The organism is Nitrosomonas sp. (genome assembly GCF_019752415.1).
Taxonomy (GTDB): Bacteria; Pseudomonadota; Gammaproteobacteria; order Burkholderiales; family Nitrosomonadaceae; genus Nitrosomonas.
In genome coordinates this window covers 40,010-54,601 of sequence record NZ_JAIEME010000025.1, presented here as the reverse complement: position 1 = coordinate 54,601, position 14,592 = coordinate 40,010, and the positions used below count along the sequence as shown (strand labels likewise).

The window sequence follows — 14,592 nt, the reverse complement described above, 5'->3', positions numbered from 1 at the left end:
AACTACACGTTTCCAAAAATCTTGTCGTTCATGGAAGCCACTACGCGGGCGGTATGGCCTTCCGATAGATGAGCGTATCGCCTAACCATCTGCAAGGTTTTATGTCCTAATACTTCGGCAATTTCGGCTAGGCTTGCGCCATTCATAGCCAAGTAGCTTGCAGCACTATGACGTAGGTCATGAAATTTAAAATCTTGTAGCTCGGCTTTTTTTACGGCTGTTTCCCATGGTGTGCGTAAATCTATAGGCTTCTGTGGCTTTTGTGGTGCGTTTTCCTTGGATGGAAAAATTAAATTGCTATCAATCCGGCGAACTTTGGACAATTCCTTTAATAATTCCAAAGCATGACCAGTAATCGCCACGGCGCGGCGTTCGCCGTTTTTAGTTTCATGCAGTATTGCACGGCCTTGGTTTAAATCTATCACGTCCCAAGTCAGACCCATAATTTCACCTCGGCGCATTCCAGTAGACAATGCCAGCACCACAACAGGGTATAGATATGGGCTGCTGGATTCTTTGCAGACTTTTAATAAGCATATACGTTCTTCATCGGACAAGAAACGAACGCGCCCGCGTGATTCTCTGGGCTTGGTTACTTTGCGCATGGGGTTATCATCAATCCATCCCCATTCTTTTGCGGCTGTAGTGAAGGCAACTGATAGGGCGGCCATATACCGATTCACGGTAGCTGGTGAGCGAAGCTTACCATGCGAAGTCATGCCATTAGTTAGTTTGTCACGGTACTGAACAAGCAGAGACGGTGTTACATCTGATAGGGCATGACTACCTATTTCAGCTTTCCACCATTCAAATTGCCGTATTTGGTCTCGGGCATTCTTTGTTTTTTTAGCTAATACATCCCGGCAATAGCGGTCTATCAATTCGGTTAGGGTATGGCGTTTCGCTTCTGTGGTTTTGAAGTGGCGACCCTCACGAATTGCTGATTCTGTTTGCTGCGTCCATTTCTTCGCATCAGTAAGGCGTTCAAATGTGGCGGATTGGCTTGGATAACCTTTTAATCTTATCTTTACCCGATAACTGATTTTTCCATCATTAGAAACACGCTTTTCGATATTTGCCATAATTGCTCCTGCAAGTGATTAATCACTTTGAGCAGATTACAACATAGTGACCATAAATAGCAACAACGGACATATAATCACGTGTAAACATAAGTACAGTAATTAATTATCAATTAGATATAATTAATTAATTATTGTATGGGGCAACTATGGGGCTATTAAAAATAAAATAGAGTGCTTTTGTGGGTTTTGTGGTGGATTTGTTAAGATATGAAAAACAAGATTGAACAGTGTCTTATCTAGCATATAAGACGCGGAAGTATGAGGGTATGGAAGTATAAGGATGAGTAATTTTCTGTGGTTTGTTTTTTGAGATGGCCCCAACAGTGCCCCACAGAAAAGAAAAAGGGATTAGTCTGTTAAGATAACCCCTTGTTTTATTTGGTAGCGAATCCCAGATTCGAACTGGGGACCAACGGATTATGATTCCGCTGCTCTAACCACTGAGCTAATTCGCCATATGCATAGACGCAAGAGGCGGCATTCTGCCTTTGAGAGGATAGTTTGTCAAGCTCAAAAATGTGACTTGACAAGGGTTTATGCGTGTTTTCATGGGATTGAGACCAGTTCGTTTGCACTTTAATTCAGTGTTTAGGATTAAAGTTTGTTGACTAAGTTGCACGGGCATCGGATTCGTCGAGTTAATGAACAAAATCCTGTGCGCAGCGAGTATGCAGTTTGTGTTACCCGCCCGTTGCAAAGCGGTTGTATAATCAGTTTTATGAAATTCGATATGATAGTGATTGGTGGCGGACTCGTTGGAGCAAGCCTGGTGGCTGCGCTGAAGGATAGCGGATTGAAAATAGCGCTGATAGAGCCGCATGAACCTATGCCATTGCCGCGAGATGAGAGTTGGGATAGCCGGGTCTATGCGATCAGCCCGGGGAGTGCGGCTTTTCTGGGAGAATTGGGGGTGTGGCAGCGCTTGGAAGCTGAACGTGTGGCACCGGTTTATGAGATGGCGGTATTTGGTGATGACAATAGCGCGCACATTAATTTTAGCGCGTATGAGATTGGCATATCGGAGCTTGCGTTTATCGCGGAAAATCGCCAGCTGCAAACAGCCGTTTGGGAAGTGCTTAAATCCCCGAACGAGAATATGCAAATATTTTGCCCAGCAAAATGTACTGCAATTGTCTGGCAGGAGTCGCATGTCGATGTGCAATTGGCAGACGGCAGTCAGCTTCAGGCTGCATTGGTGGTAGGTGCGGATGGCGTAAATTCCTGGGTGCGCAGGCAAGCTGAAATCGATGTGAAACAACACGCCTACAACCAGATTGGTGTGGTGGCAAATTTTAGCGCGGAATTGTCGCACCGTCATATTGCGCATCAATGGTTCAGGCGAGATGGCGTGTTGGCGTTGCTGCCATTACCGGATAAGCGGGTATCCATGGTTTGGTCAACCAGTGAAGAGCAGGCCGAGATACTGCGCAATTTACCGGCGGAAGATCTCTGCCGGCGGGTGGAAGCGGCCGCTTCGCATACGCTGGGGGCATTACAACTGATTACACCGCCAGTGGGTTTCCCGTTAAATTTTGTGCATGTGGAGAAATTGGTCAAGCCAAGACTGGTGTTGATCGGTGACGCAGCGCATGGCATACATCCGCTGGCCGGTCAGGGTGTTAACCTGGGTTTGCGGGATACGCGAGAACTTGCCGCGGTACTCGGCGCACGGGGATTGCAAACAGATTGCGGTGATTTTATGCTATTACGGCGTTACGAGCTGGCGCGCAAGGAAGACATATTGGCTTTAGAGTTAGTGACCGATAGCTTGCAGAAATTATTCAACAATTCCAATCCGACACTGGCCAGGTTACGGAATCTAGGCCTTGAGATAACTAATCACTTGCCGCTGATTAAGAATCAACTAATGCAGAACGCTTTGAATTAAATTACATTTTTAAAACTGGAGTCATCATGACTATGCGCTGGAAGCTTTTCATTTCAATCTTGGTATTTGGTTTTTTTTCTGAAGCAATCTGGGCTGATGAAGCAGCTTTAAGAAAGGCCATTCAGCCTCATTTTGAGGATAGTAAAATTGAGAGCGTGAAGAAAACGCCTTATTTAGGGTTGTATGAAGTGGTTGTGGGCGATGAGGTGTTTTATACTGATGCTAAAGCCGATTATTTCTTTTTTGGTCATGTGATCGACACCAAGACCCGGACGAGCATGACCAATGAACGGATTCAGGAGATCAAGGCAGCTCGACGTGTTCCGCTAGATTCTTTGCCGTTGCAATCGGCGATCAAGATCGTGAAGGGTGACGGCAAGCGCCGAGTGGCGATTTTTACCGATCCTAATTGTCCGTACTGCAAGCAATTGGAAAAAGAATTGCTCAATGTGACGAATGTTACGATCTATACCTTGCTGTATCCGGTGCTCAAAGGATCGATGGAGTTATCCAAAAAGATCTGGTGCTCAGATGATAAAATAAAAGCTTGGGATGATTTTATGCTGAAGGGTGTTGCGCCGACGAGTAAAGATTGCGAAACACCTTTGGACGTACTGGTAAAGTCTGGTCAAGAGAATAAAGTAAGCGGCACGCCAACATTAGTTTTTGCAGATGGTTCGATTGTGGGCGGCATGATTCCGGCGGCAGCGATTGAGGAAAAACTGGAAAGCGCAAGTAAGAGCAAATAAAGTTTCAAGGTAATCACGCTAAAAAGCTTGCTGGAGTAATTCAGCAAGCTTTTTCTATTGCCGCGTCAATGCAGGTGCCGTATAACTACGAGGCATCAACACCCACATTTTCCCAGATTGCTTCATTCTGCCCGCTTGATTGCCAGCTTCATGGCCAAATCCCCAGAAGAAATCCGCGCGAATTCCGCCTTTGATGGCGCTACCGACATCCTGGGCTACCATGAGTCTATTCAAAGGCTTATTGGTGTTTGGCCAGGTGGTTGCCAGAAATACCGGTGCGCCTTGCGGGATTGAGAGCGGATCGATGGCGATGCTCCTCCCAGCTGTTAATGGCACACCCAGAGCGCCGATTGGGCCGGATAAATCGGCGGGTAGTTCACGAAAAAATACGTAACGTGCGTTTTGTTGCAACAACGCAGGCAACTTACTCGGTTTTTGTTGCCCCCATTGCTTGATGCCTTGCATGGATGCTTTTTCCAGGGGTAGTTCGCCGCGTTGTACCAGAAGCTTGCCAATGGAGTTATACGGGTGGCCGTTCTGATCGGCAAAGCCTATTTTCATCATTTCTCCATTATCGAAAACGATTCTACCGGAACCTTGGATGTGCAGAAAAAACAATTCCACTTCGTCTTCTACCCACAAGAGTTCATAACCGTTCAATATTTTCGGGTTAGTCATGATTTCTGCCCGGCTGTAATAAGGGACTATTTTGCGCCCATCCAGGCGGCCACGCAGGCGTAGATCTTTAAGTTCCGGATATGCTGCGCCTAAATCTATGGTTAGCAGTTCATTGGGTGTAGCATAAATCGGGTAGCGATAACGGCTGGAGGGTTTTCGGCTGCCTTTAAGCAGCGGTTCGTAGTAGCCCGTCACTAATCCTTCTTCACTGTTATCGGTATTGATAATCTGGTAGGGCGTGAAATAGCTTTCAAAAAAATTTCTCAGTGTTGTGTTATTGGGTTTCTGCAGTGAAATAGCCGCTTTGCAATTTTCTTTCCAGACCGGTTGTTTGCTTAAAACCGTACAACTTTTCAAAAAAGCCTGCCATGCAGGGAACAGATCATCATCCGCCCAACCAGTTAACGCAGACCATTGAGCGCGTTTATGGATGGATTTTGTCAGCGGTTTCTCCGGCAGTGGTGTTACAGTTTCGGTCGGCTGACTCGGTGGCAGGGTGGGACTGATTGTTCCTGTCGTGCAGGCGGCGAGCAACAGGAACGAAGCGGCTACAATAAAACTTAATTGGTTTTTCATCAAATATTGGTTAAAGTGACGGCTTGATTTTTAATGATATAGCAAACTTAAATTATGTGGTTACTTGCAGTCGAAGCAGCTGTGGTATTGGTATTATTAGCTTTTATTATCTGGTGGACCATGTTTTCAGGTAAAAAAAAGAAAGATGATGAAAACAAAGATTGATAGCAACGGCCATTCAACGCGTTATTATATATTCTGATTGAAATATTGCCAGATTATGACCTGTCAGACTGGATTCTCAATATCAATAAACTGATGCTGGATGCCGAATTTTTGTGCAAGATGGTCGCCCAATGCTTGGACACCATAACGCTCAGTTGCATGGTGTCCCGCAACGATAAATGCGACACCGGATTCCCGTGCGGCATGAACATTTTGCTCTGAGATTTCACCGGTGATGTAGGCATCAACACCTTGCTGAATCGCTGCTTCAAAATAGCCTTGCGCGGCACCGGTGCACCATGCGATGCGCCGGATAGTTTTATCCGGATCACCGATCATCTTCGGTTTGCGTAACAAAGTCCGTGATATTTTCTCCCCCAAAGCACTCAGGGTTGTAGCTTGGGCCAATTCTCCCTGTACAGCAATATCCTGATCGCCAAAATGACCCGTTTCGATAAATCCCAGTTTCTTTCCTAATAGCGCATTGTTGCCGAACTGCGGATGCGCGTCTAACGGCAGATGATAGGCAAATAAATTCATTTGTTGGTGCATAAGCAACGCAATGCGACGGGCTTTCATGCCGGTGATGCGTGTATCCTCTCCGCGCCAGAAATAGCCATGGTGAACGAGAACGGCATCTGCCTTGGCTGCTGCGGCTGCTTGCAGAAGATCGAGTGAAGCCGTAACGCCGCTAATCATGGTAAGAATGTTGCTGCGCCCTTCCACTTGCAAGCCATTTGGGCAATAATCATGGAAGCGGGGTATATCCAGTAATTGATTCAGATGATTTTCCAATTCATCTCTATGCATTGATTTTCTCCTTCGCGCATATACTACTATCAATAGTACCGCAATAATTTTAATTTTGGAGTGACACGCTTTGATGTACAGACTCTGGTTGATTTTTGCACAAACGGCTGCGGTATTGCTGGCTATTTTTTTTGTGATCTCCACGCTCCGGCCTGAATTGCTTCCCTGGAAACCCCGGGGAGAAATCGTGACGGTCAAAGAGGCCGCACCTGTCGTTGATGCGGAAAGATCAGACAGTTATTCCAAGGCGGCCGAAATAGCTATGCCATCCGTTGTCAACATTTTCACCCGTAAAGAAATAAAAGAAGAACCTTCTCATCCGTTGCTGAATGACCCCATGTTTCGCAGATTCTTTGGTGAACAATCTGAAACCAAAGCGCGCCGTACATCAAGTCTGGGTTCCGGCGTGATTGTCAGTCCTAATGGCTATATATTGACCAATCATCATGTGGTGGAAGCTGCGGATGAAGTTGAAATTGCCTTGGTCGACGGTAGAAAAGCCAAAGCGAGCATTATCGGCTCAGATCCTGAAACAGATCTGGCAGTGCTGAAGATAAAACTGAAAGAATTACCTGCCATTACTTTTGGCCAGTCACAACAGGTTAAGGTCGGTGATGTGGTGCTGGCAGTAGGAAATCCCTTTGGCGTCGGGCAAAGTGTTACCATGGGTATAGTCAGTGCAATGAGCCGGAGCCGAGTTGGGATTAATACTTTTGAAGATTTTATTCAAATCGACGCGGCGATCAATCCGGGTAATTCGGGAGGGGCGCTGACCGATACGTCTGGAAACTTGATCGGTATTAATACGGCGATTTATTCCAGCAGCGGTGGTTCACTGGGCATTGGTTTCGCCATTCCTATTCATGTGGCTAAACAGGTCATGGAACAAATTATCCAGTCTGGCAGCGTGACTCGAGGCTGGTTGGGTGTCAGTATGCAGGATATGACACAAGACCTGGCAGAATCTTTTGGCCTAGATAATCCAATCGGAGCCTTGGTGGCGAGTGTGCTCAGAGATGGTCCGGCAGACAAGGCGGGCATCAAACCTGGCGATATCATCATAGCTGTCGAAGGTAAGCCGATGAAGAATTCATCAGACATGCTTAATCGGGTTGCGGCGTTATCACCCAACGACACGGTTGCGGTCACTGTGATCCGCAATAAGCAGGAAAAAACAATCCAAGTCAAAGTAGGTATACGGCCTAAACAACAGTAATCGTATTCAAGAAAATCAAATCTGAAGCAAACTAAAATTTATGAAGAATCTATTACCAGCTAACGGATTTTTATCCGTCATTTCCCAATGGTTTAGCGCTAATATTCTTGCATTAGGGCGTGAAATGCGGCTGTCTTATTTGCCGCCGCTGATGGTATATGTTGCTGCAGGCATTTCCGGTCTGACTGGTATTGTTGGCACTTTCTACGTGAAGGAAAAGCTTGGACTCTCCGCCGAATTTCTAGCCATGCTTGGATTCTGGATGATGTTGCCGTGGGCGTTAAAGATGCCTTTAGGTCATTTGGTCGATCTGGTGTGGCGTTGGAAAGGTTTGCTGGTGTATTTAGGAGCCAGCTTGATCATGCTGAGCTTGCTGATCATGATCGGATTACTTGGACATACCGAAGCGATGGCAAACATGGCTTCGGTTGAAACTTGGTTTGTGATATCGGCTTTACTGGCACCGATTGGTTATGTTTTACAGGATGTGGTGGCAGATGCTATGACCGTTGAAGCAGTGCCGCGTGTCGATGAGAATGGTCAGAAGCTGGATCCGGATAAACGTAAATTAATGCATGTCACCATGCAAACCTTAGGGCGTGTCGCCATCATAGGCGGGGGTGTGCTGGTATCCATCGCCAATGTTTTTTTGTTACGTGATGCTGGAACGCTGCCAGAAGCTGAGAAAGAAGCTGTCTATTTATTTGTTTATCAATTGGCATTAATTATTCCGCTGGTTTCAATTTTTGGTGTGGTTTTCGCATCTTGGTTGCAGCGGCGTGACATGAAACGTTTTCTTGCGCAAGGTCATAGCCGGCAGGAGGCGGGTGTATTAATGGGTCTTCATTCAGAACCACCATCCATTAACTGGTGGATTCTGGGCGGGGGATTAGTTTTTACTATCTTGTCATTGGGCGTCGGTCTGAGCCGTATATCCGGTGGAGAAGAAATCGTATTTATTATTTCCATGGCAATCGTGATATTTCTGATGTGGCGATTGACTGGAGAGCTTGAACCGGATGCGCGTAATGTGCTGGTCGGTACAGCCGTGATGATATTCGTTTTCCGTGCGATTCCCGGACCGGGTGCCGGTTCCACTTGGTGGATGATTGATACATTGGGCTTTGATCAGCAGTTTCTCGCCGTATTGTCTTTGGTTGGCGCCGTATTGACACTATTCGGCATGTTTATTTTCCGCCGCTTTATGGCCGAGCGCTCGATTGCTTACATCATCGGCTTTCTTACCGTCGTCGGTACTTTCCTTTCGGCGCCGATTATTGGCATGTATTTTGGTCTGCATGAGTGGACTGCGTCAGTAACGGGGGGAGTGGTCGATGCGCGTTTCATTGTGCTGATTGATACCGCACTGGAATCACCGCTGGGTCAGATTGCTATGATCCCGATGTTGGCCTGGATTGCAAATTCTGCACCGGAAAAACTTAAAGCTACTTTTTTTGCGGTGATGGCATCCTTTACGAACTTGGCTTTGTCCGCCTCGCAACTGGGAACCAAGTATCTCAATCAGTTTTATGAAGTGAAACGTGAGGTGAAAGATATTGCCTCAGGTCAAGTGACTATTCCGGCAGACTATAGCGAGTTAGGGCATCTGTTGATTACCGTCACAATTATTGGATTTGTATTGCCGCTGATTACGATTCTGATCGTTAAACACTCACGCTTTCGTAACGCTTGATTAACCCCGGCTCTATTCAATTTTTTCACAGACTGTATAGTCAAGTATCTGAAATATAGATGATTCATGTGCGGCTAAATTAATTCCTGCTGAATCCGTTATCACTTTTGCCGGTGTGCATAGCGGTTTCGAGTTATGTATGCGGGTATTTTCTAACCCACAAAAACTGAAGCGTTTTTTGTTTCATGCATCAGTGTTTGTACTTGATAAAGGAGATTCTATGAAGAAATTTTTTCTTATAATGGCTCTGATGTTCCTGTTTACCGGCACTGCATTTGCAGCTGTTAATATCAATACAGCTTCGCAAGCTGAGCTGGAAGCTCTGCAAGGGATTGGCCCTACCAAAGCAAAAGCGATCATTGAGTATCGTGAGAAAGTCGGTCTCTTTGCTTCGATAGATGATTTGGAGAAGGTCAGTGGCATTGGCTCTGGAACTGTCAAACAGCTGCGTGATGTGGTTACCGTAGAAGGCGAGAAAAGCGCAGAGGCTCCATCTAAACCGGAGTAATGTTTTTGTTTTAGATTAAAAAACCCCTTCTGAAGAAAATTCAGAGGGGGTTTTTATTTGGATGAGCGCAGTGTTTCATTGCAGGCCGCATGTGTGATAATCTCAAACGATCTAATATAAGATTAGCGCTCATGTATAAAACGATTGAGAATTTTGTTGGTAATACGCCCTTAGTAAAACTTAAGCACCTGCCTGGAGCAACCAGTAATGTCATACTCGCCAAGCTCGAGGGTAATAATCCGGCCGGCTCGGTAAAAGACCGGCCGGCGTTGTCGATGATTTCTCATGCACAGCAACGTGGAGAAATTAAACCGGGCGATACGCTGATTGAAGCGACCAGTGGTAATACCGGTATCGCGCTGGCAATGGCTGCCGCAATTATGGGTTATCGCATGGTATTGATCATGCCAGAGAATTTGAGTATAGAACGGCGGCAATCCATGAGCGCATACGGCGCAAAAATTATACTCACTCCAAAAGCAGGAAGTATGGAGCATGCGCGGGATTTAGCGGAGAAGATGCAGAATGAAGGACAAGGAATAATTCTTAATCAATTTGCTAATCCGGATAATCCTTTGGCGCATTACGAAGGTACGGCACCAGAAATCTGGCGGGATACCCAAGGAAAGATTACACATTTTGTCAGTAGTATGGGAACTACTGGTACGATCATGGGTTGTGCGAGATTCTTTAAAGAACAACAATCAACGATTAAAATTATTGGTGTGCAGCCGGAAGAGGGAGCGCAAATTCCAGGCATTCGCAAATGGTCCCCAGCTTATTTGCCTAAAATATATGACCCGAAACGGGTTGATGAACTGTTGTTCGTTTCTCAAAACGAAGCTGAAGACCTGACGCGACGGCTGGCCAGAGAAGAAGGAATTTTCGCAGGCATCTCATCAGGAGGGGCCTTGGCGGCTGCGTTAAGGATATCCGCTCAAGTTGAGAATGCGGTGATTGTGCTGATTGTTTGTGACCGCGGCGATCGTTATTTGTCTACCGGGGTTTTTCCTGCTTAGAGAAATTTGAACGGAAATTGGTGCATCTTCAATTTTAAGTAAGTGCGACACAGAATTTTTTGCAATAAAGTTCAATCAGGCAACGTTTATAATTTATAATTTGTATCGCTTACGCAAGGCGTAAGAGAATTGGCTGAGTTTGTTATTAGAATAAATATCCAGGTTTTACATCAGACTGACCTGCTGACTTGTGGTTATAACATGACGCTGGAGCAGGTTAATAATGCACAGGATTCAGATTCTGTTAGCCATCTGAATAAGATACGCAAAGTATCAGTACAATTTAGGTACCCAGCTCGGAATGTTAAACAATAACTTCTCACTCCCTATTCGTGTCTATTATCAGGATACTGATGCGGGTGGCGTGGTATATCATTCAACATACCTGAATTTTATGGAGCGGGCACGCTATGAATGGCTCAGGGAGTTGGAATTTAATGTCAATTCATTGATTGAAATTCATAAGATCTTGTTCATGGTGCGTTCGCTTGAAATCGAGTATTTCAAGCCAGCGGTACTGGATGATTTATTGAATGTGACGGTAGCAGTTGCAGAGATAGGCAGAAGTCGAATCACGTTATCTCAGGAAATTTTATGCAACCATGTCAAGCTAGTGAGTGCCACGATTCATGTGGTGTGTGTCGGCGCAGAAAAGCTCAAGCCAGTGAGTATCCCTGTGCCATTACGTGAGAAAATTGGGAAGTTCGCATGAGTACAACAGTAACACAAGACATGTCATTTCTTCATCTGATCAGTAGCGCCAGTTTGCTGGTGCAACTGGTGATGTTGATTTTAGTATTGATTTCACTGTCATCGTGGTGGTTTATTTTTCGTAAATTATTCGTCATCCGCTATGAAATAAAGAAAACAGATGAATTCGAAGATATTTTCTGGCGTGGTGTCGATTTGAATGCATTGCATCAACGCATCATCAGTTCACGTTATGAGTCAGGCAGTTTGGAGCGAATATTTGCTGCCGGTTTTGGTGAGTTTAACAAGCATCCGGTCGGATCTGACCTTGACGCAGTGATGGAAAGTACCCGCAGAGCCATGCGCGCTACCTATCAACGGGAAATGGATTATTTGGAATCTCACTTGTCATTCTTGGCCACCGTTGGATCAGTCAGTCCCTATATTGGTTTGTTAGGCACCGTCTGGGGAATTATGAATTCTTTCCGCAGCTTATCCAGCGTTACGCAAGCAACCATTGCACATGTTGCACCCGGAATTGCGGAAGCCTTAATAGCAACGGCGATGGGTTTGTTTGCGGCAATTCCGGCGGTAGTTGCTTATAACCGTTACGCCAGCAGAACGGATCAACTGGCAACGCGGTTTGAGAGCTTTATGGAAGAATTGTCCAATGTGTTGCAACGGCGAGCAGCCGAATAGAAAGAACTGAGGGGATTTTATGGCGCGTCGTGCCAAACATCGATTAATGAATGAGATCAATGTGGTGCCGTACATTGATGTGATGCTGGTACTGTTAATTATTTTTATGATTACAGCGCCGATGATTAACCATGGACAGATCGAGTTACCACAAATTGGTAAATCCTTAGCGACACCAGTAGCGCCTTTGGAAGTGATCATTAAAGCAGATGGCAGTCTGACTTTGCGTGATCGTGCCAAAACAGCGGCAGAACAGAAAGTAGACAGAAATCAATTGATTGAAGCCATTAAACAGAAGCAAGCGCAGAATGCTGAGCAACCGGTTGTGATTGCAGCGGATAAAAATGTGCGTTACGAAGAAGTGATTAAAGTAATGGATATTCTGCAACAGAATCAAGTGCAGAAAGTGGGTTTGCTGGCTCAACAAAAATGAATGATATGTAATGAGTGTGAGCGTCTTACGCAATTCATCCCCTTCCGAACCTAGAATATTATTGGCAGGTGTACTGGCGCTACTGGTACATCTTATTTTCGTTGCGATAATGATTTTTGGTTTGGATTGGAAGGATCATCCACCAGAAGGCATGGTTGTCGATATATGGACTGAATTACCTAAGCCTATCCAGGAACCAGTCAAAACTCAACCGCCTCCAAAGCAACTTAAACCAGTTCCAGAACCCGTCAAGCCAAAACCGGAGTCGGAACCACTTAAACCGGAGCCACCCAAACCTGAACCAGCCAAACCAGAGCCGGTTAAGTCAGAGCCGGTCAAACCTGCACCACAGAAAGCGCTTGTGGAATCGCCTATAAAGAAACCAGATATCGCGTTGAAGCAGAAGCCTGAGCCGCTTAAAGAGACTAAGCCGGATTTGGAAGAACAAAAGAAAAAAGAACAAGAAAAAACTAAAGAGCAAGAAAGATTAAAAGAACTGGAAAAGCAGAAAGAACTTGAGAAAAAGAAAGAGTTAGAAAAACAGAAAGAGCTTGAAAATAAGAAAGAATTAGACAAACAAAAGGAATTAGAGAAGCAAAAAGAACTGGAAAAGCAGAAGGAGCTGCAGAAACAGAAAGAAAAAGAGCTGGCAGCACAACAGCAACGTGAGCGGGAAGCAAAAGCACAGCGGGAAGCCGAAGCGCAACGCGCTGCACAACAAGCTGCGGCAAGGAATCAGGTAACGAATGAGATATCGAAATATAAAGCGCTGATTCTTGCCAAGATAAAGAGCAGAATCGTGATGCCACCGGATTTGCCGGGTAATCCGGTTGCTGAATTCAACGTTACACTGCTTCCAGGCGGTGATATTCTCGATGTCCGGTTAAGTAAGAGTAGCGGGCACGCGGTTTTTGATAATGCGGTCGAACGTGCAATCTTTTTGTCAAAGCCATTACCGTTACCGTCTGATCCTGCATTATTTAATGAATTTCGTAACTTGAATATTACAGTGCATTATCGTGAATGATTGTTATAATCAATGGGGAATTTTTTGCTTTTTGAAAATTTAATACTTATGTCAATACATCGGTCCAAATCTATTTATCGTGCATTGATTCTGCTTTTATGCCTGATCAGTGCGCCCGTGTACGCGCAACTGAATATCGAGATTTTTGGCGGCGGGGCATCACGCATTCCTATTGCTATTGTTCCTTTTGCTGATGAAAATAAACTTCAGCAAAGTATTACGCCAGTGATTAGTGCTGATTTGCAACGGACTGGTTTGTTTAAACTGGTAGATCCTGCTGGCTTGTCGCCGCACGCGCCTGTGGAAGTCGTATATTCCGACTGGGCCAATCGTGGCGCTAATGCATTGGTAATTGGCCGTGTAGTAGCTATTTCCGGTGATCAGGTGGAAATTCAATTCCGCCTGATGGATGTCGCTAAAAAATCACAGTTGACCGGATTGGCAATCACGGTTCCTACGGCACAATTGCGTATGGCGGCGCATCGGATTGCGGATGTTATCTACGAAGCATTGACGGGTGATGTTGGGGTATTCAGTACTCGTATTGCTTACGTGTTGAAACGCGGTAATAAGTATGCGCTTCAGGTCGCTGATGCGGATGGTTATAACGCGCAATCCATCATCGAATACACGGAGCCGATTATTTCTCCTGCTTGGTCACCCGATGGTAATCAATTGGCTTATGTTTCATTTGAGAACAAAAAGCCGATTGTGTATGTACAAAAATTAGCGACGCGTGAGCGTCGAGCGGTTGCCAGTTTTAAAGGCAGTAACAGCGCACCCGCCTGGTCTCCGGATGGTAAAAAACTGGCTGTTGTATTGACCGGGCAAGGCGGGTCGCAAATATTTCTTGTGAATGCAGATGGAAGTGGCTTGCAAAGATTAAGCAGAAGTTCTGGAATCGATACGGAGCCAAATTTTTCTCCGGATGGCCGATACATTTTATTTACTTCCGATCGTGGCGGCAGCCCGCAGATTTATCGAATGCCGGTAACCAATACTGAAACCAGTAATGCCGAGCGGCTTACTTTCGAAGGTAGCTACAATGTCAGTCCGGATTATAGTCGAGATGGTAAAGGTTTTACTTTTATCCATCGGAACAATGGTCAGTTTAACGTAGCTGTTCAGGAGATTGGATCACGGCAGGTACAGATACTGACAAACTCCAAATTTGATGAATCGCCTAGTTTTGCGCCTAACGGTAAGATGATCTTATATGCAACTGAGATTAACGGGCATGGTATATTATCCGCAGTTTCCAGGGATGGGCAGACAAGGCAGCATCTTTCAGTACAAATAGGCGATATTAGGGAACCGGCATGGGGTCCTTTGCCAACTTGGAAGTAAAATTTTTAA

Annotated in this window: 14 protein-coding genes and 1 tRNA gene; 11 read left to right on the top strand and 4 right to left on the bottom strand. The window is 45.5% G+C overall.

Annotated elements, in window-relative coordinates:
* Nucleotides 1–2: 2 nt before the first annotated feature.
* Together K2P83_RS04950 and K2P83_RS04945 are read right to left on the bottom strand one after the other, a co-directional pair.
* The gene (locus tag K2P83_RS04950; protein WP_292926867.1) at nucleotides 3–1,082 is read right to left on the bottom strand and encodes a site-specific integrase; all 1,080 of its coding nucleotides are present in this window, start codon (nucleotides 1,080–1,082) and stop codon (nucleotides 3–5) included.
* Nucleotides 1,083–1,464: 382 nt separating this feature from the next.
* Nucleotides 1,465–1,540, bottom strand: a tRNA-Met gene (locus K2P83_RS04945).
* A 263-nt stretch (nucleotides 1,541–1,803) separates the two neighbouring features.
* Here K2P83_RS04945 and K2P83_RS04940 point away from each other — a divergent pair.
* Both K2P83_RS04940 and K2P83_RS04935 read left to right on the top strand, forming a co-directional pair.
* Nucleotides 1,804–2,973 (top strand): UbiH/UbiF family hydroxylase, encoded by a 1,170-nt coding sequence (locus tag K2P83_RS04940; RefSeq protein WP_292926963.1) that lies wholly within the window; start codon nucleotides 1,804–1,806, stop codon nucleotides 2,971–2,973.
* 26 nt (nucleotides 2,974–2,999) lie between these two features.
* Entirely contained in the window at nucleotides 3,000–3,722 is a 723-nt protein-coding gene (locus K2P83_RS04935; RefSeq protein ID WP_292926865.1) for a DsbC family protein, read from the top strand.
* Nucleotides 3,723–3,776: 54 nt separating this feature from the next.
* Here the strand turns inward: K2P83_RS04935 and K2P83_RS04930 are convergent, their stop codons facing one another.
* Together K2P83_RS04930 and K2P83_RS04925 are read right to left on the bottom strand one after the other, a co-directional pair.
* On the bottom strand, nucleotides 3,777–4,976 hold the full coding sequence (locus tag K2P83_RS04930; protein ID WP_292926863.1) for a murein transglycosylase A: 1,200 nt from the start codon (nucleotides 4,974–4,976) through the stop codon (nucleotides 3,777–3,779).
* Nucleotides 4,977–5,204: 228 nt separating this feature from the next.
* Nucleotides 5,205–5,951, bottom strand: a complete 747-nt coding sequence (locus tag K2P83_RS04925) for a Nif3-like dinuclear metal center hexameric protein (protein ID WP_292926861.1) — start codon at nucleotides 5,949–5,951, stop codon at nucleotides 5,205–5,207.
* A gap of 73 nt (nucleotides 5,952–6,024) precedes the next feature.
* On the opposite strand from K2P83_RS04925, the gene K2P83_RS04920 reads away from it, so the two are divergent.
* The 9 genes from K2P83_RS04920 (at nucleotide 6,025) to tolB (ending at nucleotide 14,583) form a co-directional block, all read left to right on the top strand.
* A complete protein-coding gene (locus K2P83_RS04920) occupies nucleotides 6,025–7,167 on the top strand; it encodes a Do family serine endopeptidase (RefSeq protein ID WP_292926961.1) in 1,143 nt (380 codons plus the stop codon).
* A gap of 40 nt (nucleotides 7,168–7,207) precedes the next feature.
* Entirely contained in the window at nucleotides 7,208–8,860 is a 1,653-nt protein-coding gene (locus K2P83_RS04915) for a hypothetical protein (RefSeq protein WP_292926859.1), read from the top strand.
* 220 nt (nucleotides 8,861–9,080) lie between these two features.
* The gene (locus K2P83_RS04910) at nucleotides 9,081–9,368 is read left to right on the top strand and encodes a ComEA family DNA-binding protein (protein ID WP_292926858.1); all 288 of its coding nucleotides are present in this window, start codon (nucleotides 9,081–9,083) and stop codon (nucleotides 9,366–9,368) included.
* A gap of 131 nt (nucleotides 9,369–9,499) precedes the next feature.
* Nucleotides 9,500–10,387 carry a cysteine synthase CysM gene (gene cysM, locus K2P83_RS04905; protein ID WP_292926856.1) on the top strand — a complete coding sequence of 296 codons (888 nt, stop codon included), beginning with the start codon at nucleotides 9,500–9,502 and terminating at the stop codon, nucleotides 10,385–10,387.
* A 301-nt stretch (nucleotides 10,388–10,688) separates the two neighbouring features.
* Nucleotides 10,689–11,099, top strand: coding sequence for a tol-pal system-associated acyl-CoA thioesterase (gene ybgC, locus K2P83_RS04900; RefSeq protein WP_292926854.1), 411 nt, complete (start codon nucleotides 10,689–10,691; stop codon nucleotides 11,097–11,099).
* Nucleotides 11,096–11,776 carry a protein TolQ gene (gene tolQ, locus K2P83_RS04895; RefSeq protein WP_292926852.1) on the top strand — a complete coding sequence of 227 codons (681 nt, stop codon included), beginning with the start codon at nucleotides 11,096–11,098 and terminating at the stop codon, nucleotides 11,774–11,776. Before ybgC ends, tolQ begins: the two co-directional genes overlap by 4 nt.
* A 19-nt stretch (nucleotides 11,777–11,795) precedes the next feature.
* Nucleotides 11,796–12,209 carry a protein TolR gene (gene tolR / locus K2P83_RS04890; RefSeq protein ID WP_292926850.1) on the top strand — a complete coding sequence of 138 codons (414 nt, stop codon included), beginning with the start codon at nucleotides 11,796–11,798 and terminating at the stop codon, nucleotides 12,207–12,209.
* 10 nt (nucleotides 12,210–12,219) lie between these two features.
* Nucleotides 12,220–13,236, top strand: a complete 1,017-nt coding sequence (gene tolA / locus K2P83_RS04885) for a cell envelope integrity protein TolA (protein ID WP_292926848.1) — start codon at nucleotides 12,220–12,222, stop codon at nucleotides 13,234–13,236.
* Between the two features lie 48 nt (nucleotides 13,237–13,284).
* On the top strand, nucleotides 13,285–14,583 hold the full coding sequence (gene tolB / locus K2P83_RS04880) for a Tol-Pal system beta propeller repeat protein TolB (protein WP_292926846.1): 1,299 nt from the start codon (nucleotides 13,285–13,287) through the stop codon (nucleotides 14,581–14,583).
* Nucleotides 14,584–14,592 lie beyond the last annotated feature (9 nt).